At 63.9% G+C, this 20,557-nt stretch carries 19 protein-coding genes and 1 riboswitch; of the genes, 5 read left to right on the top strand and 14 right to left on the bottom strand.

What is annotated here, in order from left to right; all coding sequences use genetic code 11:
* Positions 1 to 80: 80 nt before the first annotated feature.
* The 9 genes from HAP54_RS21425 to HAP54_RS21385 all read right to left on the bottom strand — a co-directional run bounded on the left by HAP54_RS21425 (position 81) and on the right by HAP54_RS21385 (position 9,317).
* Positions 81 to 542 (bottom strand): SRPBCC family protein, encoded by a 462-nt coding sequence (locus HAP54_RS21425; RefSeq protein ID WP_166303616.1) that lies wholly within the window; start codon positions 540 to 542, stop codon positions 81 to 83.
* 8 nt (positions 543 to 550) lie between these two features.
* Positions 551 to 1,387, bottom strand: a complete 837-nt coding sequence (locus tag HAP54_RS21420; RefSeq protein ID WP_166303613.1) for an XdhC family protein — start codon at positions 1,385 to 1,387, stop codon at positions 551 to 553.
* The gene (locus HAP54_RS21415) at positions 1,387 to 2,598 is read right to left on the bottom strand and encodes a vWA domain-containing protein (RefSeq protein WP_166303611.1); all 1,212 of its coding nucleotides are present in this window, start codon (positions 2,596 to 2,598) and stop codon (positions 1,387 to 1,389) included. The genes HAP54_RS21420 and HAP54_RS21415 overlap by 1 nt, the downstream gene beginning before the upstream one ends.
* Positions 2,595 to 3,467 (bottom strand): AAA family ATPase, encoded by an 873-nt coding sequence (locus tag HAP54_RS21410; protein ID WP_166303608.1) that lies wholly within the window; start codon positions 3,465 to 3,467, stop codon positions 2,595 to 2,597. Before HAP54_RS21410 ends, HAP54_RS21415 begins: the two co-directional genes overlap by 4 nt.
* On the bottom strand, positions 3,464 to 5,890 hold the full coding sequence (locus tag HAP54_RS21405) for an aerobic carbon-monoxide dehydrogenase large subunit (RefSeq protein WP_166303605.1): 2,427 nt from the start codon (positions 5,888 to 5,890) through the stop codon (positions 3,464 to 3,466). Before HAP54_RS21405 ends, HAP54_RS21410 begins: the two co-directional genes overlap by 4 nt.
* A complete protein-coding gene (locus HAP54_RS21400) occupies positions 5,887 to 6,387 on the bottom strand; it encodes a (2Fe-2S)-binding protein (RefSeq protein ID WP_166303603.1) in 501 nt (166 codons plus the stop codon). Before HAP54_RS21400 ends, HAP54_RS21405 begins: the two co-directional genes overlap by 4 nt.
* Before the next feature lie 11 nt (positions 6,388 to 6,398).
* Complete coding sequence (locus HAP54_RS21395; RefSeq protein WP_166308219.1) at positions 6,399 to 7,262, bottom strand: FAD binding domain-containing protein; 864 nt, start codon at positions 7,260 to 7,262, stop codon at positions 6,399 to 6,401.
* 175 nt (positions 7,263 to 7,437) lie between these two features.
* Positions 7,438 to 8,634: an MHYT domain-containing protein gene (locus HAP54_RS21390; protein ID WP_166308216.1), complete on the bottom strand. Its 1,197-nt coding sequence runs from the start codon at positions 8,632 to 8,634 to the stop codon at positions 7,438 to 7,440.
* 101 nt (positions 8,635 to 8,735) lie between these two features.
* Positions 8,736 to 9,317 (bottom strand): 6,7-dimethyl-8-ribityllumazine synthase, encoded by a 582-nt coding sequence (locus HAP54_RS21385; protein ID WP_166303600.1) that lies wholly within the window; start codon positions 9,315 to 9,317, stop codon positions 8,736 to 8,738.
* A 78-nt stretch (positions 9,318 to 9,395) separates the two neighbouring features.
* Positions 9,396 to 9,549: riboswitch (FMN riboswitch) on the bottom strand.
* Between the two features lie 444 nt (positions 9,550 to 9,993).
* Here HAP54_RS21385 and HAP54_RS21380 point away from each other — a divergent pair.
* Positions 9,994 to 10,494 (top strand): YbjN domain-containing protein, encoded by a 501-nt coding sequence (locus HAP54_RS21380; protein ID WP_029081955.1) that lies wholly within the window; start codon positions 9,994 to 9,996, stop codon positions 10,492 to 10,494.
* 218 nt (positions 10,495 to 10,712) lie between these two features.
* On the top strand, positions 10,713 to 11,540 hold the full coding sequence (proC, locus tag HAP54_RS21375; protein ID WP_166303597.1) for a pyrroline-5-carboxylate reductase: 828 nt from the start codon (positions 10,713 to 10,715) through the stop codon (positions 11,538 to 11,540).
* Between the two features lie 143 nt (positions 11,541 to 11,683).
* Here proC and HAP54_RS21370 read toward each other — a convergent pair whose 3' ends face one another.
* The 4 genes from HAP54_RS21370 to HAP54_RS21355 all read right to left on the bottom strand — a co-directional run bounded on the left by HAP54_RS21370 (position 11,684) and on the right by HAP54_RS21355 (position 15,281).
* Positions 11,684 to 12,079 (bottom strand): thioesterase family protein, encoded by a 396-nt coding sequence (locus tag HAP54_RS21370; protein WP_166303595.1) that lies wholly within the window; start codon positions 12,077 to 12,079, stop codon positions 11,684 to 11,686.
* A 79-nt stretch (positions 12,080 to 12,158) separates the two neighbouring features.
* Positions 12,159 to 12,362, bottom strand: a complete 204-nt coding sequence (locus HAP54_RS21365; protein ID WP_018269806.1) for a tautomerase family protein — start codon at positions 12,360 to 12,362, stop codon at positions 12,159 to 12,161.
* 125 nt (positions 12,363 to 12,487) lie between these two features.
* Entirely contained in the window at positions 12,488 to 14,002 is a 1,515-nt protein-coding gene (hisS, locus tag HAP54_RS21360) for a histidine--tRNA ligase (protein ID WP_166303593.1), read from the bottom strand.
* A 199-nt stretch (positions 14,003 to 14,201) separates the two neighbouring features.
* Complete coding sequence (locus tag HAP54_RS21355; protein WP_166303590.1) at positions 14,202 to 15,281, bottom strand: branched-chain amino acid aminotransferase; 1,080 nt, start codon at positions 15,279 to 15,281, stop codon at positions 14,202 to 14,204.
* 331 nt (positions 15,282 to 15,612) lie between these two features.
* On the opposite strand from HAP54_RS21355, the gene HAP54_RS21350 reads away from it, so the two are divergent.
* Genes HAP54_RS21350 through HAP54_RS21340 form a run of 3 tightly spaced genes read left to right on the top strand, consistent with a single transcriptional unit; the run spans position 15,613 to position 18,281 of the window.
* Positions 15,613 to 16,161 carry a MarR family winged helix-turn-helix transcriptional regulator gene (locus HAP54_RS21350; protein WP_414646210.1) on the top strand — a complete coding sequence of 183 codons (549 nt, stop codon included), beginning with the start codon at positions 15,613 to 15,615 and terminating at the stop codon, positions 16,159 to 16,161.
* Between the two features lie 20 nt (positions 16,162 to 16,181).
* Positions 16,182 to 16,886 carry a response regulator gene (locus tag HAP54_RS21345; protein WP_414645783.1) on the top strand — a complete coding sequence of 235 codons (705 nt, stop codon included), beginning with the start codon at positions 16,182 to 16,184 and terminating at the stop codon, positions 16,884 to 16,886.
* A gap of 9 nt (positions 16,887 to 16,895) precedes the next feature.
* Entirely contained in the window at positions 16,896 to 18,281 is a 1,386-nt protein-coding gene (locus HAP54_RS21340) for an ATP-binding protein (protein WP_166303587.1), read from the top strand.
* A 38-nt stretch (positions 18,282 to 18,319) separates the two neighbouring features.
* Here HAP54_RS21340 and HAP54_RS21335 read toward each other — a convergent pair whose 3' ends face one another.
* Complete coding sequence (locus HAP54_RS21335) at positions 18,320 to 20,356, bottom strand: TonB-dependent siderophore receptor (RefSeq protein ID WP_224741842.1); 2,037 nt, start codon at positions 20,354 to 20,356, stop codon at positions 18,320 to 18,322.
* Between the last annotated feature and the right edge of the window lie 201 nt (positions 20,357 to 20,557).

Here is a 20,557-nt window from a genome sequence, read left to right as displayed (position 1 = left end):
GTCCGATCACTCCCATCCAGTAAGTTTGTTACCGGACAGCTTAACCGAAGATGCGATCAGACCAAGACCCCTGTGCGCGCTCAGACGCTGACCGCCGCCGCCCCGCCAACGACCTCACCAAAGGATTTGAAGAACTCGCCAGCAAGCTTCCTCGCGGTGGAATCGATCAACCGACCGCCAAGCTGCGCCAGCTTGCCGCCGATTTGCGCGTCAACCGCGTAAGCCAGAACGGTCAGGTCTGGCCCTTCCGACGTCAGCGTGACGATCGCGCCCCCCTTGGCGAAGCCGGCGATGCCGCCAGAACCTTCGCCGGAGATGCGATAGCTGTTCGGCGGATCGAGATCGGATAGCGTCACCTTACCGCCGAAGGTCGCTTTCACCGGCCCCACCTTGAGCACGACGGTAGCGGTCATTTCGGTAGGTGAGGCCATTTCGAGCAACTGGCAGCCGGGAATGCACCGCCGCAGAATCTCGGAATCGTTAAGCGCGGCCCACACCTTTTCTTTTGAGGCCGGGATACGCTGGCTGTCGTTCATCTGCATGTTGCGGCTTACCTCCCTGCAATGGAACCGGTGGAACGCTGGCCACGGCGGCGTTCAATGGTGATTTCGGCGAGGATCGACATCGCGATTTCTTCCGGCGTGATGGCACCGAGATCGAGCCCGGCCGGCGCCTTCACGCGATCGATCACGGCAGCCTCAAGACCGTCGGCAATCAACTTGTTGCGTAACGCCGCCATCTTGCGTTTGCTGCCGACGAAGGCGTGATAGGCGGCGTCGATCGCGACCGCCATCTTCAGCGCGATCTCGTCACCCCTGCCCTGGGTCGAGACCACGACGAAGCGACGAGCCTGATGGAGATCTTTGGGTTCGAAACCGTCGAAGATCACATCAGCATCCGGCGGGACAATGAGGTCGGACGCGGGTGCGGCAAGCGTCACGTGATAGCCGAGTTGGCGCGCTTGGGCGGCAAGCGACAGCGCGACCGGACTTGCGCCCAGGATGACCAGCGAGGGATGCGGCACGACCGGCTCCACGAAAATGTCCATCGTCCCCTTGCTCGGGCACATATTCGAGGCGAAGCGCACGCCGTCTCTGCTCTCGCCAGCCTTCACGCCGAGTTCGGCGAGCAAATTCTCCGGCTGCACCGAGACCATGCGCGGCTCGCCATCGATCAACGCCTCGCGCGCCGCCTTCAGGACCGCTCCTCTGGCACACCCTCCTCCGATCCAGCCCGCCACGATCGTGCCGTCCGGACGGATGATCGCCTTCGCCCCCGCCTTGGCCGCGGTCACCGAGACCGTCCGAACGACGGTCGCCAATACGAACGACTGCTCCGCGGCCTTCAGCTGCGCGACCAGATCCATGATCTCGACATGCACGCCCATCAAAGCCTCGCCAGATAGGGCTCGAGCGCCGTCAAGCTCGCAAGCGTGTTGGCCGGCGCATAGAGATCGACATGCGGCAGCGCCGCCTTGATGCCGCGCGCCTCCGGCGCGTAACCTTGCCATCCCATCATCGGGTTGAGCCAGGCGATACGGCGGCAACGCCGGCCAAGCGCCGCCATCTCGCGGCCGAGCAATTCAGCATCGCCCGTCTCGTAACCATCGGAAACGATCATCACACAAGTGCGCGAATGAACCACGCGCGCCGCGTGCCAACGATTGAATGTCTGCAGACACTCGCCGATCCTGGTGCCGCCACCCGCTCCCTGCGCCATGATCGAGAGCCGGTCGAGGGCGCGGCCGGCATCCCTCTCCTTCATCGCGTCAGAAACGTGAGCCAGCCTGGTGTGAAACAGGAACGCTTCGGCCTCACGAAATTCATCGAGCACGCCATGGATGAAGCGGAGGAAAACGCCCGTGTACATGCTCATCGAGCCGGAGGCATCGAGCAGGACCACCAGGCGTAACGGCTTCGGCTTGCGCTGGCGTCTCACCAGACTGAGCGGCACGCCGCCGTGACTGATGTTGCCGTGAATTGTGCGACGCAGATCCAGACGATAGCCTCGGCGACGCGCCAGATCGCGCCGCGTCAGCCGGGTGCGCATGACGCGCGCCAGCTGCGCCGCAGCGAGATGGGCCAGCTCAACCTGCTGCGGATCGGCCAGATTGCGGAAATCCACCTCGGCGAGATTGTCCGCGCGCGACGCGCCTTCCATGCGCCCATCGCCCGAGCGTTCGTTTTCGACCCCATCAACCGAGGGAATCTGATCGATCGCCGTGTCGGCACCGGCTCGGGGCTCGGCCGATTGGTTGGGCAGACTTTTCAGCGACGGATTGTTCGCGGGTTTCGCGGCGCCCGTCGTGATCGAACGCGACCGCACCCGCTTGCCGAGCCAGAAAGCATCAAAAATTCCGTCGAACCTGTCCCAATCGGCCTTGCGCGTCGAAAACAGATGCTTGAGTGCCGAACGCAGCAGGCCCGGCCGTGCTGCGTAGCCCGCAGCCATCAGGGCGGCGGCGTCCTGGCCCTCGGCAAGACCGACGGCGAAGCCGCCATCCCGCAGGGTCCGCAGAAACGCCGCGAGCTTGCGGGACACGAGACGGGACACCTCGTTGATGTCGTCAAGATCGGGCGGTGCGCCGCAGCAACTCATGCGACCCTTCCCAGCAAACGTTGCGTGACCTCGCGCGAGACCCGCGCCTTGTCTTCCTGCGTCTTGAGCAGGCACATCAGGGTTTCGTGCACGGTCTCGGGCGCATCGTGCAGATCCTTCACCTCGAGCCCGACCAATGCAGCGGCCCAATCGAGGGTCTCGGCGACCCCGGGCACCTTTCGCAATTCCTCTTTCCGGATGCACTCGACCATGCGTGCGATCTGCAGGGCCAACGAGGCGCTGGTACCTTCGAGCCGCGTCGTGATGATGCGCGCTTCCCGGTCGACGTCGGGATAGTCGACATAGTGATAGAGACAACGGCGACGCAGCGCATCCGAGAGCTCGCGCGTACCGTTCGACGTCAGCACGACATGAGGTATTGCAGTCGCCCTGATGGTGCCGAGTTCGGGTATCGTGACCTGGAAATCGGACAACAGCTCAAGCAGAAATGCCTCGAACTCATCGTCGGCGCGATCGATCTCGTCGATCAGCAAAACCGGCGACCTCTCTCGGCGGATCGCAGCGAGCAATGGCCGCTCGAGGAGATACTTCTCGGAAAAGATCTGGTCCTCGACCGCATCCGCATCGGCGCCGCGGTGCGCCTGGATCGACAGCAATTGCCGTTGGTAGTTCCATTCATAGAGTGCCGCGGACTGGTCGAGCCCCTCATAGCACTGCAGGCGAATCAATTCGGTAGCGTGAACGGCCGCCAGGGCCTTGGCGACCTCGGTCTTGCCGACGCCCGCCTCGCCTTCCAGCAAAAGCGGACGCCGCAATTGTTGCATCAGCGCGATCGCAATCGCGAGCTCGCCGTCGGCGATATAGCCGGAGTCGCCGAGTGCGCGCGCGATCTCGTCACGGGTCTTCATGGGGCAGCGAACACGCCGAGGTTCTTCGCCGCCAACCAGTTCCGCCAGAAATCATGCGGCATCTGGATGTGGGTCGAGCCAAGAAACGAGAATGCGTCGTTGACCGCGTTTGAGAACGCGGGCACGCCGCCGACATTCGGGCTTTCACCGACACCCTTGGCGCCGATCGGGTGATGCGGTGACGGAGTGACCGTAAAATCCGTCTCCCAATGCGGCGTCTCGACCGCGGTTGGCATGAAGAAGTCCATGAACGAGCCGGTGACGACATTGCCCTCGGCGTCGTAGCGAATCTCCTGTCCCATCGCGATCGCAAACGCCTCGGTGAGGCCGCCATGCACCTGGCCCTCGATGATCATCGGGTTGATCCGCGTGCCGCAATCATCGAGCGCATAGAAGCGCTTGACCTTGTACACGCCGGTGTCGACATCGATGGTCATCACGCAGATATAGGCGCCGAACGGATAGGTCATGTTTGGCGGATCATAGTAGCTGACCGCCTCCAGCCCCGGCTCCATGCCGGGCGGCACCGAATTGTACGCGGCCCAGCAGATATCCTTCATCGACATGACTTTCTCGGGCAGGCCCTTGACGCGGAAGCCATCGATGTCCCATTCGAGATCGTCCTCGTGGACCTCAAGCTTGTAGGCCGCGATCATCTGCGCCTTGGCCCTGATCTTTCGCGCGGCCATCGCGATCGCGGCGCCAGCGACCGGCGTCGATCGCGAGCCGTAAGTGCCGAGGCCGTAAGGCGCAGTGTCCGTGTTGCCTTCCTCAACCATGATGTTGTCGGCGGGGATACCGATCTCGGTGGCGATGATCTGTGCCCAGGTCGTCTCGTGCCCCTGGCCCTGGCTCTTGGTGCCCACCCGGGCGATGCCTGCACCGGTCGGATGCATGCGTATCTCGCACGAGTCGAACATCGCGATTCCGAGGATATCGCAGTTCTTCGATGGGCCGGCGCCAACGATCTCGGTGAAGAAGGAGACGCCGAGACCCATGATCTCGCGGGTCTCGCCGCGCTTGAACGCCGCGCGCTGCTCCGCTTGCTGCTTGCGCAAGCCGGCGTAGTCGACCGACTCCATCATCTTGCGCATCGCGGTGTGGTAGTCGCCGGAGTCATATTCCCAGCCGAGCGCCGAGTGATAAGGGAATTGCTCCGGCTTGATGAAATTCTTCAGCCGAAGTTCGGCCGGATCCATCCCCAGCTTCTGCGCCAGGATATCCATCGCGCGTTCGATGCAGTAGGCCGCCTCGGTGACACGGAATGAGCAGCGGTAGGCAACTCCGCCCGGGGCCTTGTTGGTGTAAATGCCGTCGACCGCGAGATGCGCGGTCGGGAAGTCATACGACCCGGTGACGATGTTGAAGAATCCGGCCGGCCATTTCGACGGATCGGCACAGGCGTCGAATGCGCCGTGATCTGCCAGCACATGGACGCGCAACCCCGTAACCTTGCCCTCCTTCGTCGCGGCGATTTCCGTCGTCATGTGATAGTCGCGCGCGAACGACGTCGCGGTGAGGTTCTCGATGCGATCTTCAACCCATTTCACCGGCTTGCCGGTGACGATGGAGGCGACCGCGGCGCAGATATAGCCCGGATAGGCCCCGACCTTGTTGCCGAAGCCGCCGCCGATGTCGGGCGCGATGACGTGGATCTTCTGCTCGGGAATTTTTGCGATCAACGCCACGACGGTGCGGATCACATGCGGCGCCTGGAAGGTGCCCCAGATCGTCAGTTCACCCTTGATCTTGTCGAAGGAACAGACACACTGGCAAGTCTCGAGTGGCGACGGATGGGTGCGATGGTAGGAGATCATCTCCTTGATCGTCACCTCGGCCTTCTTGAAGGCGGCATCCGTCAGGTCCTTGTCGCCGACGGTCCACTCGAAAATGTGATTGTGGTGCTTGCGCGGGCCGTGGGCGCCGGTGGTCTTGCCGGCGAGATCTTCGCGCAGCACCGGTGCATCTGCGTCCATTGCCTTGAAAGGATCGATCAGCGGCGGCAGTGGTTCGTACTCGACCTTGACCTTGTTGACACCGTCATCGGCGGCGTAGCGGTCCGTCGCGACGACGAAGGCCACCTCCTGGTTCTGGAACAGCACCTTGCCGTCGGCCAGCACCATCTGCACATCGCCTGCCAAGGTCGGCATCCAGGCAAGATTCACCGTCTTCAGCGTCTCGGCGGTGATGACCGCGAGCACGCCCGGCACCTTTAACGCCTCGGAATCGTCGATCGACTTGACGCGCGCATGCGGATGCGGCGAACGCACGAAATCGCCATGCAGCATGCCCGGCAGCTTCACGTCGTCGACGTAATTGCCTCTGCCCTGCGTAAAGCGGATGTCTTCGACCCGCTTGCGCTTGCAACCCATACCTTCGAGCGCAGCGCTGCGTTGTTCCCGCGTGGGAGTCATATCGTTCATTCTGCGGCCTCCCGGAATTCCACGCCGTTGATCTTGGCTGCGGCGTATTGAATGGCCTTGACGATGTTCTGGTAGCCGGTGCAGCGGCAGAGATTGCCGGAGATACCCATCCGGATCTCCTGCTCGGTCGGCGACGGATTCTCCTTCAGGAGCCGATGCGCGCGCATGATCATGCCCGGCGTGCAGAAACCGCATTGCAGACCGTGCATCATGCGGAAGCCTTCCTGCAGCGCCGAGAGCGAGCCGTCGGGGTTCGCCATGCCTTCGATCGTGATGATCTCGGAGCCGTTGGCCTGTATCGCGAACATGGTGCAGGACTTCACCGACATGCCGTCGATATCAACCGTGCACGCGCCGCAATGCGTGGTCTCGCAGCCAATATGGGTGCCGGTCATCTGCAGGTTCTCGCGGATGAAGTGCACCAGCAGGGTACGTGGTTCGACGAGGCCTTCGACCTCGGCGCCGTTCACCTGCATCGTGATATGCGTCTTTGCCATCTGGTCCCTCCTCAGGCCGCATTGGCGGCGGCGCGCTGCAGCGCTCGCATCACCATGATGCCGCCGACGTGCTTGCGGTATTCGACGGGCCCCCGCGCATCCGCGGCTGGAGCCATGATCGCCTCCGCCGCGGCCGCAGCCTTCCTGAGCGTGGCTGCGTCGAGGCTGGTGCCGATCACCACCTGGGCGGCGGCATCGGCCAGTAGCGGCGTTTCCGAAAGATTGGTCAGTCCGATCGTGCAGGTCGCAACCTTGCCGCTGGACATCGTGAGCACCACCGCCGCGGCAGCGGTGGCGTAGTCCCCGACCTTCCGCTTCAGCTTCTCGTAGGCGTAGCCGTGACTCGCGGGGGGGACCGGGATGGAGATCGAGGTCAGAAGCTCGCCTGGCTCGATCGCTGTGAAATAGGCCCCCTGATAGTAATCGGCGGCTGCAACCTCACGACCGCCATGCGCCCCCTCAAGATGATAGGTCGCGCCAAGCGTCATCATCAGCGCCGGCATATCGTTGCCCGGGTCGCCATTGGCGACATTACCGCCCACGGTGCCACGGTACCGGACCTGAGGATCAGCGATCAGAAGCGCGGCTTCATGCAGAATGGGGATGGATTGGGCGATCTCGACGGAGGTAAGCAAGTCGTGCTGGGTGGTCATGGCCCCAATCAGGACCTTGCTGCCTTCGCGACGAACGCCTTTCAGGTCGGCGATGTCATGCAGGTCGACCAAGTGCTCGGGGGCAGCCAGCCGCAGCTTCATCATCGGAACCAGGCTGTGGCCACCAGCCAGCGGACGAACCTCATCGCCAAGTGTCGAAAGCAGTTTCACCGCGTCAGCCAGCGTCGCCGGGCGGTGATAGCTGAACGAGCCGGGAATCATCATTTCCTCCATGTCGTGCTGCGGCCCTTAGGGTCCGGCGGACGTTGGAGGGAGGCTGGCTGGGCGCGGATTCGCCCGCAACAAATGCGGCACGGGCACGCAAAATTCGCACGAAATGCCGTCCGATGCGCACGAAATGCGTCAGCGCCTACGTCCCATCGGGCCAGGGAGGCGTTCAGGCGGTGCGGCGGGCGAGCCCGAGTCGGGCCTTCACCTCAGCGATCTTGGCTCGGCTCACCGGAACGCGATGTGGCGACGGACCGTCCAGTTCAATGACCGCGCCATCGCCCTCCTTCCGAACCAGGGTCACATGCGGTATCGCCACGATATGGCTGCGGTGCACACGCAGAAACAGGCGGGGATCGAGCAGCGCCTCGGCCTCCGAGATCGACCAAGGGCACATCCTCTCCCGGGTCCCGTCATGCACCTTGGTGTAGTGGGCATCCGCCGTCACGCTGCGAACGTCTGCGGCATCGATGAAATGGGTGCCGTCCGCCCCTTCTAGAGGCAGCCGACGTGCCGGCGGGGCGCGGGGCGGCTGGCCAATTCCACCCAAGGGGGTCGGCCGAAGCGGCGGATCGGCCTGAACAGTGGCGGCACCCGCCAGTTCGGCTGAATCGGAGCTTCCCCCGGCGGCGCTGGCAATTGCCACGGCCGTTTTCCGCGGATCAGGCACCAACGACAGCAGGAAGCCTGCGGCAATAACGAAGCACAGCAACGTCACGACCAGCGACAGCATCTGCGACGACGCCGCCAATCCATCCATGTGGTGATGAGCCTCGCCGCCAGATGGAGCTATTTGCATGCCGGCCATTGCCGTGTAGTGCATCCCGGAGACGGCAAAGCCGAAGGCCACCGCACTCAACATCAACTGGACGCCCCCGTGCCGCGCCAGGAATGCGCGTAACCCGCCATAGGCCGCGGCGATCGCGATCGCGATCGAGAGCACAACCAGTCCCGGAGCGTGCGCCATCGCGAAGTCGCCGGACAGCCCGTGCATCCCGACATAGTGCATGCTGGCAATGCCAAGCCCGAGCAACACGGCCGATGAAACAACGCGGAGCATCGACGGCTCGCCGACGCTGACGAAGAACAGCGATATGCCGACCACCAGTGCACAGATCAGAAAGGAGATAATGGTCGGCAACACCAGATAGACAGTGCCCACCGGCAATGGTGCGGCCAGCATACCAACGAAATGCATCGTCCAGATGCCGACCGCGAGAAAGAATGCTGCACCCGCGAGCAACAAGCGATGAGCGGAATCCGGTCCGCCGCGGATGCGCGCGGCCAGGCCGAAACCGGTGTAACCTCCCAGAATCGCGATCACCACCGAGAGCGCGACGAGATAAGGATCGTGTCCTTCGAACATGATCGTCTCGGCCAAGCCGTCGTCACGGCGAGGCCTCCTCCCACCGCCGACTTTATAGAGGCGGCGGTGGGAATGACAATCAGACGATTGGAAGGCCTGACCTAGCCGGGGATCCCCGCCGCGACCTGGCCGCGCAGACGCTCCAGGCTGAGCAGCGTGTTGGCGCAGGCTTCGGCGACCTCGATCCCCTTGATCACGAAGTGCTTGCGGAAGAAGTCGTAATGCACCTCGGTCTCGTGGAATTGCTGCGGCGTCAGCACCGCCGAGAACACCGGCACCTCGGTGCGCAGCTGCACGTCCATCAGCGCCTTGATCACGGTGTCGGCGACGAATTCGTGGCGATAGATGCCGCCATCGACGACGAGCCCGGCCGCGACGATCGCGGTGTAACGGCGGGTCTTCGCCAGGAGCTGCGCGTGCAACGGGATCTCGAACGAGCCCGGGACCTCGAACACGTCGACATTGGTGATGTGGCGCGCCTCGATCTCCTTCAGGAAGGAGATGCGGCACTCTTCCACCACATCGCGATGCCAGGACGACTGCACGAAGGCGACGCGCTGCGGCTTGGCGAAGTGCGGATGCTCCGGCGCCGGCGGAATTGCCGGCGTATCGGGAGCGCTATCTGCTTCGGAGGTTTGGACTTGAGAAGCTTGAACGTCTTGGTCTTGCAACATCTGATTCATGGCTTTCCTCTTTCAGGACCAGAATCAGGGCACACGGACAACGACACGAGCCGACGCGAAAATCGCGTTGGCCGCCGCAACCGTTCTCTTTCATCCGGACTGTAACCGTCGGCTTCGGAATTGCACCGAATCTGCTGACCCTTCTCCCGGCTTCGCGGAAGAAGGCGCTCGCGGGCTTGGGCTCATCACCCTTACCGCCGGTGGGGATTTTCACCCCGCCCTGAGAACATCGGCACGCCCGAGATGGACGTGCCTGAGACGAAATATGACCAAACCGCGACAGTCGGGCAAGGTCCTTTGGCATGGGGAATCGGCATGTCCCCATGAGCACGATGCGGCTCTTGCAGGGAGGGTGCGAGGGCTCGCAGGCTGATTCACGCGTGCGACGAAGCGCCTGCAAATGGTTAACAAATCGTTACGCGCGCGCCAAGATTCCGATTTGTTCGCAAAATCACAAGTGTGGCGGAGATCAGCTGTGGACGATGCGCGCTTTGGCTGTGGACGGACTCGGCGTGCGGTTGCGCGGATTCCGCAAATCACATCACTTCATCGGCGTCAGGTCCAGGAGCATCCGGAAGCCCGGTCAAGGAACTGCACTCGGCCACGACGCAGTATGTCGCAGGTGCCGGCTTCCGTGTGCGTATCAAGCGATCATAAGAACAAGGTCCGAGACGGCATGTCCCTCCTCGAAAGCATTATCGATTCCCGGAACAACCCGCTTGCGGTGGTCGAAGATATCGCCACCGACAACAACTGGGCGTTCGAGCGTTCCGGCGAAGACGAGGTGACGATCGTCTCCAAGGGAGACTGGATCGATTATCAGCTCTCCTTCACCTGGATGGGCGAGATCGAGGCGTTGCATCTCGCCTGCGCCTTCGACATGAAGATGCCGCAGGCGCGACGCGCCGAAGTGCAGCGACTGGTTGCCGCGATCAACGAACAATTATGGGTCGGCCATTTCGACCTGTGGACCCACACCGGCATGGTCATGCACCGTCAGGCGCTGGTGCTGCCCGGCGGCCTCACCGCCTCGACCGCGCAATGCGAGAGCATGGTGGTCAACGCAATCCACGCCTGCGAGCGCTACTACCCGGCGTTCCAGTTCGTGGTGTGGGCCGGCAAGTCGACCGCCGAGGCGATGGCGGCTGCGATGTTCGACACCGAGGGCGAAGCGTAAGGGTTTCGCTCCGCCGTTTCCATAAACCCGCTGTCGTCCCGGCCTAGTGCGCGATTGCGCACGGGGAGCCGGGACCCATACTCCGCGGCCATGGAGCTTACGCAAACTGCTTGTGGCCGATCGCTCGCCTCACTAGAACCGCTTGTGGTTATGGGTCCCGGCTCCCCGTGCGCAATCGCGCACTAGGCCGGGACGACACTGGGTTTGTGGAGACGCCTGTGAACACGAGCAGCGCACTTAAAAGCACGACCGGCACCATTGCGCTTGCGGGCGCGGGCAAGATGGGCGGCGCGATGCTGACCGGCTGGCTCGCACAGGGCCTCGCGCCCAAGCACGTCGCGGTGATCGATCCGTATCTCTCGCCGGAGATCTCCGCGCTCGCCGCAAAGGGCGTGCGGCTCAATCCGCAGGCAAAGGATCTCGGCACCGTCGATACGCTTGTCGTCGCGGTGAAGCCGCAATCGTTCCGCGACGCCGGCGCCGCGCTGAAGGCGCTCGTCGGCCCCTCGACGCTGGTGGTCTCGATCATGGCCGGCACGACCATATCAGCGCTGGAAGAGGTTGTCGGCGGCGCGGTGGTGCGCGCGATGCCGAACACGCCGGCGGCGATCGGCCGCGGCATCACGGTCGCGGTGCCGTCAAAGCGCGTCACCGCCGCGCAGCGCGCCACGACCGATGCGCTGCTGAAGGCAACCGGGCTCGTCGAATGGGTCGACGATGAGAGCCTGATGGACGCAGTGACCGCGGTCTCCGGCTCCGGCCCGGCCTATGTCTTCCTGCTCGCCGAGGAACTGGCCCGCGCCGGCGTCGCGGCCGGCCTGCCCGAGCAGCTTGCGACCACGCTGGCGCGGGCGACCGTCGCGGGCTCCGGCGAGTTGCTGCATCGCTCGGATCTGCCGTCGGCGACGTTGCGGCAGAACGTCACCTCGCCCGGCGGCACCACGGCTGCTGCGCTCGAGGTTCTGATGGCGAACGATGGCATGCAGCCGCTGATGACTCGCGCCATCGCGGCCGCGACCCGGCGCTCAAAGGAATTGGCGAGGTAGCCGTCTGTTAATCCCGTCACCCTGAGGTGCGAGCGAAAGCGAGCCTCGAAGGGTGCACGGCCCGTGGCCCATCCTTCGAGGCTCGCCCAGCGGCGCAAGTGCGCCGCAAGGCTCGCACCTCAGGATGACGCGGAGTATTTGGCCTAAGCCGCCCCAAGCCTTTTGTTGAAACTCTCGACATTGATCAGGCCGCGGGCGTGGCGGCCTTCGCCGAGCTTGCGCGGGCCTTCAAAGGCCTCGACCTCGAAACGGATCACGCGGCGCTCGACCGCGATCACCTTCGCGGTGGTTCGCACCGTGGCGCCGACCAGCGCCGCCGCGAGATGGCGGATATCGACCTCGGTGCCGACCGTGACCCAGCCGGGCTGCAGCGCGCCGCGGATGGCGTCGCCCGAGGCCATCTCCATTTCGAGGATCATCATCGGCGTCGCATAGACCATCGGCATGCCCGGCACGAAATGCCCGACCGTGCGCTCCGGCGGCACCACGAGCGTGCGCTCGGCGCTCATGCCGATCTTGATGAAGTCGCGTGCGTCCATTAGCGCCTCAAGAAGACTGTCGTCCCGGCCTTGAGCGCAATTGCGCACAAGGCAGGGACGACCCGTGGAGAGGTAGGGACTATTTCTTCGCCGCGGCGGCGCGCTCGACGAAGGACTTGCCGCCCTTCATCTTGTGATGCAGCGGCGCTTCATTGATCTGGATCACGACCGCGTCGGCATCGACGCCGAGATTCTTCACCAGCGCCTGGGTGATGTCGCGCATCATGCCGAGCTTCTGCTCGTCGGTGCGGCCGGCGGCCATGCTCACGGTGATCTCAGGCATTGGAAGAACTCCCTTGTTATTGTTGACGCGCAAACTGCAGCTGACCGGGCTTGGCCGGACGCGCCATCCTTTTGAAGATGGATGCGCGGGTCAAGCCCGCGCATGACAATCCAGCTATCCCCAGCTCAGCCCCAAGCCACGTCATGACGCGCCAGGACCTCGCGGACCTTGGCGACGAGATCGGTCTCTGCGCAGGAGAACTGCGCGGGACGTGTCTCGCGCCATTCCTGGTTCGAGGCAATCGCGGCCGCAGCCTTGGCGCCCTCGATCAGGTCCTTGATCTGCACCTCGCCGCGCGCCTTCTCGTCGGAGCCCTGGATGATCACGCAGGGCGAATTGCGGCGGTCGGCATATTTGAGCTGGTTGCCCATGTTCTTCGGATTGCCGAGATAGAGCTCCGCACGGATGCCGGCCTGGCGCAGCTCGGCGACCATCTTCTGGTAGTCGGCGACGCGGTCGCGGTCGAACACGGTGACGACGACGGGCCCGAACTCGGCCTGCGTGTCGAGCTGGCCGAGCATCGTCAGCGCGGCCTGCAGGCGCGACACGCCGATCGAGAAGCCGGTCGCCGGCACCGGCTCGCCGCGGAAGCGCGAGACGAGGCCATCGTAGCGGCCACCGCCGCCGACCGAGCCGAACCGCACCGGGCGGCCCTTCTCGTCCTTGGTATCGAGCAGCAGCTCAACCTCATAGACCGGGCCGGTGTAGTATTCGAGGCCGCGAACGACGGTGGGATCGATGCGGATGCGATCCGCGCCATAGCCGGACGCAGCCACCAGCTTGGCGATCTCTTCAAGCTCGCTCACGCCGGCCTGACCCACTTCACTTTTCGCCAGGTAGGTCTCTGCCGCAGCAATGGCCTCTTTCCAATCGTCGCGCTTCTGCGTGACGGCGAGAACGATATCGGCATCTGCCGGGCTCAGGTCGGCGCCCTTGGTAAAGTCGCCCTTGCCCTCTTCGCCGCCATCCCATCGCCCGGGACCAAGCAGCTTGCGGACCTCATCGGCCGGAAATTTGTCGAGCTTGTCGATCGCACGCAGCACCGTGAGGCGACGACCCGCATTCTCATCGCCGCCGAGGCCAATCGCCTCGAGTACGCCGTCGAGCACCTTGCGGTTGTTTACCTTCACGACATAGGAGCCGCGCGGAATGCCGAGCGCTTCCATCGTGTCGGCCGCCATCATGCAAATCTCGGCGTCGGCCGCCGGTGTCGCCGAACCGACCGTATCGGCATCGAACTGCATGAACTGGCGGAAGCGGCCGGGACCCGGCTTCTCGTTGCGGAACACGTAGCCGAAACGATAAGAGCGGTAGGGCTTCGGCAGCGCGTCGAAGTTTTCCGCGACATAGCGCGCGAGCGGCGCGGTCAGGTCGTAGCGCAGCGAGATCCACTGCTCGTCATCGTCCTGGAACGAGAACACGCCCTCGTTGGGACGGTCCTGGTCGGGCAGGAACTTGCCGAGCGCGTCGGTATATTCCATCGCCGGCGTCTCCACCGGCTCGAAGCCGTAGAGCTCGTAGACGGCGCGGATCTTCTCGACCATCTGCCGCGTGGCATTGATCGCGGCGGGGCCACGATCTTCCAGCCCGCGCGGCAGGCGCGCCTTCAGTTTCTGGGGTTTTTTGGGTTTCTCGGCCATGAGCGGCCGTTTACCAGCCGGCGCGCAAGGCGGCAACCGGTGCAGTCTATTCGTCCGCCGTCATTCCGGGGCGCGTCGAAGACGCGAACCCGGAATCTCGAGATTCCCCGATGCGCAATTGCGCATCTGAGGTCTGGTCCGGCGGACCATCCCGGAATGACGCCAAATAACATATCCGGCGGTATCGAGTAGGCGCCAATTACTGGACGTTTCTGATCCAGTTATGCGGGTCGTTGGTGCGACCGTACTGGATGTCGACCAGCTTCTTGCGCAGGCCCATCGCGACCGGGCCGGCCGCGCCGCCGCTGATCTGGAAGTCGCCGCTCGCCGAGCACACCTTGCCGATCGGCGAGATCACGGCCGCGGTGCCGCAGGCGAACGCTTCCTTCAGCTTGCCGCTCGCGGCATCAGTGCGCCACTGCTGGATCGTGTAGGGCTCCTCGCGCACGCGGGTGCCGGCATCCTTGGCAAGCGCGATGATCGAGTCGCGGGTGATGCCGGGCAGGATCGTGCCGAGCGGCGGCGTCAGCAGCGAGCCGTCGTCGAACGCGAAGAAGACGTTCATGCCGCCGAGCTCCTCAATATAGCGGCGCTCGACCGCATCGAGGAACACGACCTGGTCGCAGCCACGATCGATCGCCTCGGCCTGCGCGCGCAGGCTTGCCGCGTAATTGCCGCCGCATTTGACTGCGCCGGTGCCGCCGATCGCGGCGCGCGTGTAATTTTCCGACACCCAGATCGACACCGGCGCCGGGCCGCCCTTGAAGTAGGAGCCGACCGGCGAAGCGATCACCGAGAAGATGTATTCCGCCGACGGCTTCACACCGAGGAAGACCTCGCTCGCGATCATGAAGGGCCGCAAATAGAGACTGCCCTCGCCGCCCGGGATCCAGGCGCGATCGATCCGCACCAGCTGCTCGACCGCGTCGATGAACACGTCCTCGGGCAGCGGCGCCATCGCCATGCGCTCGGCCGAATTATGGAAGCGCCGGGCATTGGCGTCGGGACGGAACAGGTTCACGCCGCCATCGTCGCGCTTGTAGGCCTTGAGACCTTCGAAAATCTCCTGGGCGTAGTGCAGCACCGCGCCGGCCGGATCGAGCGGGAAATTCGCGCGTGCCTCGATGCGCGCGCTGTGCCAGCCCTTGCCCTGGCTGTAGCGGACGATCGCCATGTGATCGGTAAAGACCCGGCCGAAGCCTGGGTCCACGAGCCTGGCCGCGCGGTCCTTGTCGGGCGTCGCATTCGGCGAAGGCTGGATGTCGAAGTTCAAAGTCATTTTTCTTGCTTTCCGCTGTCGGAACCGACGCAATGTCCGGCGCCGGCCTGTTTCCCCCGGAGCCTCCCGGCTCGGCTTGGCCCGAACTTCACCACCACCGGCCCTGCGGCCGGTTGCCTGCGCCAACATGCCGTTTAGACATGCTTTTGCGGAATGCTGAAGTCCAGTATGTTTGCCGAAATGCCGCTCGACAATCGCACGGTAGTCCAATTTGCGGTCCAAACCGCCTCACAGGCTCTTTCAGGCCGCCTCAAACGCTGTCGAAGACAAAACGACCTAATGTTTCGTCGTGACAGGCAGTTTTGTAACATTGAACCCAAGATACGTCAATATGACTGACATAAATTTCTCAGGCATGGCTGCCAAGCCCGATTCGCAGGGAGACGACCACGCTCCCGCGGCGGGCGGGCGCGACCTGCGCTGGGACATCATCGAGCTCTTGTTCTTCGCCTACCGCGACTTTGTCGGCGACGCCGACCAGGAGCTGGATGCGTTCGGCTTCGGCCGCGCCCACCACCGCGTCATCCACTTCGTCACCCGCTATCCCGGCCTGAAGGTTGCCGACCTGCTCGACGTCCTGCGCATCACCAAGCAATCGCTCGGCCGCGTGCTCAAGCAGCTGCTGGACGAGGGCTACATCGTGCAGAAGACCGGCAACAACGACCGCCGGCAGCGCCTGCTCTACGCCACGCCGAAGGGCGAGGCGCTGGTCGCCAAGCTCGCTGGACTGCAGACCGACCGCATCAACCGCGCGATCGCCGGGATCGATCCGGCCGGCGTCGAGACCGTTCGCCAGTTCCTCCGCGCGATGATCGACCGCGACGATCCCGACAAGGTGCTCGAAGCGATCTTCGGCGTCGGCAAAAAAACAAGGGAGTGAACCTGGTGCAGGCTGCAACCATGCTGCGGACACCGGCCGAGCCGGCCGACGACGCACCGCATCTCCTTTTGGTCGACGACGACCGGCGTATTCGCGACCTGTTGTCGCGCTTTCTGTCCGGCGAGGGCTATCGCGTCACCACGGCGATGAGCGCCACCGACGCCCGTGCCAAGCTGCTCGGGCTGCATTTCGACCTGCTGATCCTCGACGTGATGATGCCTGGCGAAAACGGCTTCGACCTCGCCCGCTTCATCCGCAGTTCCTCGACGGTGCCGATCATCATGCTGACCGCCCGCCACGAGGCGGAAGCCCGCATCGAGGGCCTGCAAATCGGCGCCGACGATTATGTCGCCAAGCCGTTCGAGCCGCGCGAGCTCGTGCTTCGCATCGGCAATATCCTCAAGCGCACCACGCCGCCGCAGGTCGTAACCGTCGAGCAGATCGCGTTCGGCCCCTACATCTTCCACATCGAGCGCAGCGAGCTGCGCCAGGGCGAGGAAATTATCCATCTCACCGATCGCGAGCGCGAGATGCTGCGCATCCTCGCGAGCGCGCCCGGCGAGACCGTGCCGCGCGCCGAATTGACCTCTGGCGGCACCGTCAATGAGCGCGCGGTCGACGTGCAGATCAACCGCCTGCGCCGCAAGATCGAGCACGATCCCGCCAATCCGCTGTTCCTGCAGGCGGTGCGCGGCATCGGCTATCGCCTGGTGGCCTCGCCGTAAGATGCAGCCATGAGCACGCTCGACACCGGCCTGACCCTGATCAAGAACGCCTCGCAGCGCGTCTCGAAGGCGAACGGCTGGATGGGCAATGCGTTCAAGAGCTGGATGCCAACCGGCCTCTACGCCCGCGCGCTGCTGATCATGATCGTGCCGATGGTGATCCTGCAGACCGTGGTCGCGTTCGTGTTCATGGAGCGGCACTGGAACACGGTGACGCGGCGGCTGTCGGCCGCGGTGGTATCCGACATTGCCGCGCTGATCGACGTCTACAAGACCTATCCGCAGGACAAGGATCGCGCGCAGCTGCGCCGCATCGCCCAGAAGCTGCAGCTGGTGGTCGACTTCCTCCCCACCGGCGACATGCCGCCGCCGGGACCGAAGCCGTTCTTCTCGCTGCTCGACCAGACGCTCTCGGTGCAGCTCGGCCGCCAGATCAGCCGTCCGTTCTGGATCGACACCGTCGGCAAGTCCAACCTGGTCGAGATCCGCGTGCAGCTCGACGATTCGGTGATCCGGATCTTCGCCCAGCGCAGCGCGGCCTACGCCTCCAATTCGGAGATCTTCATCTTCTGGATGCTCGGCACCTCGACGATTCTGTTGATCGTCGCAGTGCTGTTCCTGCGCAACCAGATCAAGCCGATCCTGCGGCTTGCCGACGCCGCCGAAAGTTTCGGCAAGGGCCGCGAAGCGCCGAACTTCCGGCCGCGCGGCGCGCGCGAGGTGCGGCGCGCGGCGCAGGCCTTCATCGAGATGAAGGCGCGCGTCGAGCGCTCGATCGAGCAGCGCACCGCCATGCTCGCCGGCGTCTCGCATGATCTGCGCACCATCCTGACCCGCTTCAAGCTCGAGCTCGCCTTGATCGGCGAAGGCCCCGAGATCGACGCGATGCGCAAGGACGTCGACGAGATGTCGATGATGCTGGAGGATTATCTCGCCTTTGCGCGCGGCGATTCCGGCGAGGTCGCGCAGCCGACGGACATGGCGCTGGCGCTTGAGGAATTGCGCAGCGACGCCGAGCGCCACGGCCACACCGCAACCGTCGCATTCCACGGCCTGCCGGTCGTCACGGTGAAGCCGGCCTCGTTCAAGCGCTGCCTCGGCAACCTTGTCTCCAACGCGGCGCGCCACGCCAACACCATCTCGATCACCGGCCACCGCGACCATCGCTATCTCAACGTCACGATCGACGACGACGGGCCCGGCATCCCCGCCGCGATGCGCGAGGAAGTGTTCAAGCCGTTCCTGCGGCTCGACGATGCGCGCAACCAGGACGAGGGCGGCAGCGGGCTTGGCCTTGCGATCGCCCGCGACATCGCCCGCTCGCATGGCGGCGACATCTTGCTCAGCGAAAGCCCGATGGGCGGCTTGCGGGCGGCGGTGCGGGTGCCGGTGTAGCAAAGCTCTGCCTTCGGCTCGAAGCTCAGGAATGGCCGCTACCAGCGATAGGACAAGGTGCCGATGACCTGACGCCGTTCGCCGGCATAACAATAGCCGGACTGGCAGGTCTGATAGTGCTTGTCGAACAGGTTGGTCGCGTTCAGCCGCATCGTGGCTCCGAGCAATCGCCGGTCCAGCTTGCCGAGATCGTAATCGATCACGGCATCGAACAACGTTGTCGCCGCATTCTGGAACGTGTTCTGGTCGTTGCCGAAGTTGGTCCCGATGTAACGGACACCCAGGCCGAGCCCGAGCCCTTCGACGGGGACACCGGACTGGAACGTGTATTTGCCAAAGGCGGCGAAGGAATTCCGCGGAATGCCGGAGAGCTCATGGCCGGTCGTATCGGGATTGCCCTGGGTGATCACCACGTTGAGATGGGTGTAGGCAGCGGTGAGATCGAATCCCTGCTTGAGCGCGAGCTTCGCCTCGAGCTCCACGCCCTTCGATTCGACCTGACCGGTTGCCGCCTGGAATGCCATGTTGTTGGGATCGGTGCGCAGCACATTGTCCTGCGTGATGTCAAACACCGCGGCGGTCAGCAGCACCGGAACGTGCGGCATCTGGTACTTGATGCCCGCTTCCGTCTGCTCGCCGGTGGTCGGCTTGAACGGCAATCCCGATGCGTCGACGCCGACCTGCGGGCTGAATGCCGTCGCGTAGCTGACATAGGGCGCAAGGCCATTGTCGAAGACATAGCTGAGGCCCGCGCGGCCTGTAAAGGCTGTCGCCTTTTGCGTTGACGGCACGCCGTCCAGACCCGCGGTCGTCGTCTGCGACACCCAGCTCTGACGGCCATTGAGTGTCAGAACGAAGCCGCCGAGCTTCGCCTGCTCCTGAGCGTAGACCCCGACCTCGTCGGTCGACTGCTTGTTGAAGATCGAGAATGCCGGCGTCGCGATGGCCTGGGCGCCGTAGTTCATGGTCAGGAGATTGAGATCGGGTGCCGCTCCGTAGCCGATCTTGTCGTTGTAGTAGGAGTGGCCGTAGTCAACGCCGAACAGCGCCGTGTTCCTGATCGCGCCGACCATGAACTTGGCCTCGGCCTGATTGTCGAGGGTCACGGTGTTGAAACTATCGAGGATCCGCCAGGCGGAACGCGACGCGAGATTGGTCCCATAGTCGATGGAATCGATCTGGGTGTATTTCGCGTCCACGTCGACCTGATAGAAGCGGAAATTCTGCCGCACCGTCCACACGTCGTCGACATTGTGCTCGAACGCGTAACCGATGCGATACTGCTTCTGGTCCATGGCGCTGAAGGCCGGATCATTCGAGTAGATGTTGGTCAATTGTCCGTCAGCCGTGCGGAAATTGCCGATGCTCGCGGCGGTGCGGCTGGTTTGATATTCGCTCAGGATGGTGAAGGACGTATCGGCGTCCGGCCGCCAGGTAAAAGCAGGCGCGATGTAGGCACGATCGTCGTCATTGCCGGGATACCAGGTCTTCGCATCACGGAGCAAACCCGTCAGCCGGTAGCACAGTTGATCGCTGCCGGGCACCGGACCACCGATATCGAAACTGCCCTGGTAACGGTCATAATTGCCGGCCTGCAACTGCACCTCGCCGAACGGCGTCAACGTCGGCCGCTTCGTGGTGACATCCACGATGCCGCCCGGAGAGCCGAGACCGTAGAGACCCGAGGCGGGACCACGGAGGATCGACACGCTGTCGAGACCGTAGGGTTCGATCTTGGGAATGGCGAAGTTGCCGCCACCCTGGCGCAGGCCGTCCCGATAGATCCCCGTGTAGGTCGCATCGAAGCCACGGATGTAAAAGCTATCGAACCGCGGATCATAACCGAATGCCGTGGTCGTGACGCCGGGCGTGTAGTTGACGGCGTCCTTGAGTGTCTGAACGTTGCGATCCCTGAGCTCCTTCTGCGTCACCACCGAAAGCGATTGCGGCGTTTCGAGCAGCGGCGTGTTGGTCTTGGTGCCGGCGGTGCTGTTGGTTGCCACGTATCCGGTCGTCACGCCGATCGCCTCCGCCGCCTTGCGCCCGCGGAGCCTGGCTCTGAACGGGCGCCGCATCGCGGCGCTGGTTCGCCGCGGCCGTGCGCGAAGTCCTGGCGCGCTGACTTGAAGCGACGGCGCCGCGCTTCTTTGCCGCATCAGGTTGATCCACCGTCACCCGAGGGAGCACGCTTACATTGTTCGGCGGAGCACTGGTTTGCGCCTGAGCGTTGGCGACGTTTGCTCCCACTGGTAAAAGCAACACCGAACCGAGAAACG

The organism is Bradyrhizobium sp. 2S1 (assembly GCF_011516625.5).
GTDB classification, from domain to species: domain Bacteria; phylum Pseudomonadota; class Alphaproteobacteria; order Rhizobiales; family Xanthobacteraceae; genus Bradyrhizobium; species Bradyrhizobium septentrionale.
Note: the sequence above shows the minus strand (reverse complement) of the source record. Positions and strands in the feature narration are given on the sequence as shown.

Coding starts and splice junctions, on each gene's coding strand:
- HAP54_RS21425 (WP_166303616.1), bottom strand. CDS start 542: ATGCAGATGAACGACAGCCAGCGTATCCCGGCCTCAAAAGAAAAGGTG.
- HAP54_RS21420 (WP_166303613.1), bottom strand. CDS start 1,387: ATGGGCGTGCATGTCGAGATCATGGATCTGGTCGCGCAGCTGAAGGCC.
- HAP54_RS21415 (WP_166303611.1), bottom strand. CDS start 2,598: ATGAGTTGCTGCGGCGCACCGCCCGATCTTGACGACATCAACGAGGTG.
- HAP54_RS21410 (WP_166303608.1), bottom strand. CDS start 3,467: ATGAAGACCCGTGACGAGATCGCGCGCGCACTCGGCGACTCCGGCTAT.
- HAP54_RS21405 (WP_166303605.1), bottom strand. CDS start 5,890: ATGAACGATATGACTCCCACGCGGGAACAACGCAGCGCTGCGCTCGAA.
- HAP54_RS21400 (WP_166303603.1), bottom strand. CDS start 6,387: ATGGCAAAGACGCATATCACGATGCAGGTGAACGGCGCCGAGGTCGAA.
- HAP54_RS21395 (WP_166308219.1), bottom strand. CDS start 7,262: ATGATTCCCGGCTCGTTCAGCTATCACCGCCCGGCGACGCTGGCTGAC.
- HAP54_RS21390 (WP_166308216.1), bottom strand. CDS start 8,634: ATGTTCGAAGGACACGATCCTTATCTCGTCGCGCTCTCGGTGGTGATC.
- HAP54_RS21385 (WP_166303600.1), bottom strand. CDS start 9,317: ATGAATCAGATGTTGCAAGACCAAGACGTTCAAGCTTCTCAAGTCCAA.
- HAP54_RS21380 (WP_029081955.1), top strand. CDS start 9,994: ATGTCCCTCCTCGAAAGCATTATCGATTCCCGGAACAACCCGCTTGCG.
- HAP54_RS21370 (WP_166303595.1), bottom strand. CDS start 12,079: ATGGACGCACGCGACTTCATCAAGATCGGCATGAGCGCCGAGCGCACG.
- HAP54_RS21365 (WP_018269806.1), bottom strand. CDS start 12,362: ATGCCTGAGATCACCGTGAGCATGGCCGCCGGCCGCACCGACGAGCAG.
- hisS (WP_166303593.1), bottom strand. CDS start 14,002: ATGGCCGAGAAACCCAAAAAACCCCAGAAACTGAAGGCGCGCCTGCCG.
- HAP54_RS21355 (WP_166303590.1), bottom strand. CDS start 15,281: ATGACTTTGAACTTCGACATCCAGCCTTCGCCGAATGCGACGCCCGAC.
- HAP54_RS21350 (WP_414646210.1), top strand. CDS start 15,613: ATGACTGACATAAATTTCTCAGGCATGGCTGCCAAGCCCGATTCGCAG.
- HAP54_RS21345 (WP_414645783.1), top strand. CDS start 16,182: ATGCTGCGGACACCGGCCGAGCCGGCCGACGACGCACCGCATCTCCTT.
- HAP54_RS21340 (WP_166303587.1), top strand. CDS start 16,896: ATGAGCACGCTCGACACCGGCCTGACCCTGATCAAGAACGCCTCGCAG.
- HAP54_RS21335 (WP_224741842.1), bottom strand. CDS start 20,356: ATGCGGCGCCCGTTCAGAGCCAGGCTCCGCGGGCGCAAGGCGGCGGAG.